1 protein-coding gene is annotated in these 381 nt (G+C 69.3%); it reads right to left on the bottom strand.

Annotated elements, in window-relative coordinates:
• Nucleotides 1–33: 33 nt before the first annotated feature.
• Nucleotides 34–381, bottom strand: a 348-nt coding sequence (locus AB3U87_RS22520) for a hypothetical protein (RefSeq protein WP_394150681.1), incomplete at its 5' end; no start/stop codon positions are given.

Here is a 381-nt window from a genome sequence, read left to right as displayed (position 1 = left end):
CGGGTTGGGGACACGGGGGAGGGGGATGTGTCCCTATCGGCCCTTGGCCGACACGTCCTGCACGCCGCACTTGGCGCGCACGGGGAGGGCGGTCTTGCCCGCCTGGTGATGGCTCTGCGCCGGCTGGCAAGCCGGCTTGCCGCGCATGCGCCAGTGCGCGACCGGGGTCTTGCCCGATGGCGCCCAGACGAGCTGGTGCGGTTCGTGCAGCGACTGGGCCTGCGCGGCCGGAACGAGGAGCAGGAGGGGAGCCGCCATCGCGGCAAGGGCGAGTTTCATGCAATCTCCTTTGTGCAGGGACCGGAGATAGCGGCGGCGGCTGAGCGGTGCTTTGCCCGCCTGTAAGGAAGATTTTCCCGAGGGTTGCGAAGCGATGCTGGT

This window comes from Erwinia plantamica (assembly GCF_043420595.1).
In the GTDB taxonomy this organism is placed as follows: domain Bacteria; phylum Pseudomonadota; class Gammaproteobacteria; order Enterobacterales; family Enterobacteriaceae; genus Erwinia; species Erwinia aeris.
This window is presented reverse-complemented; position numbering and strand designations above follow the sequence as displayed.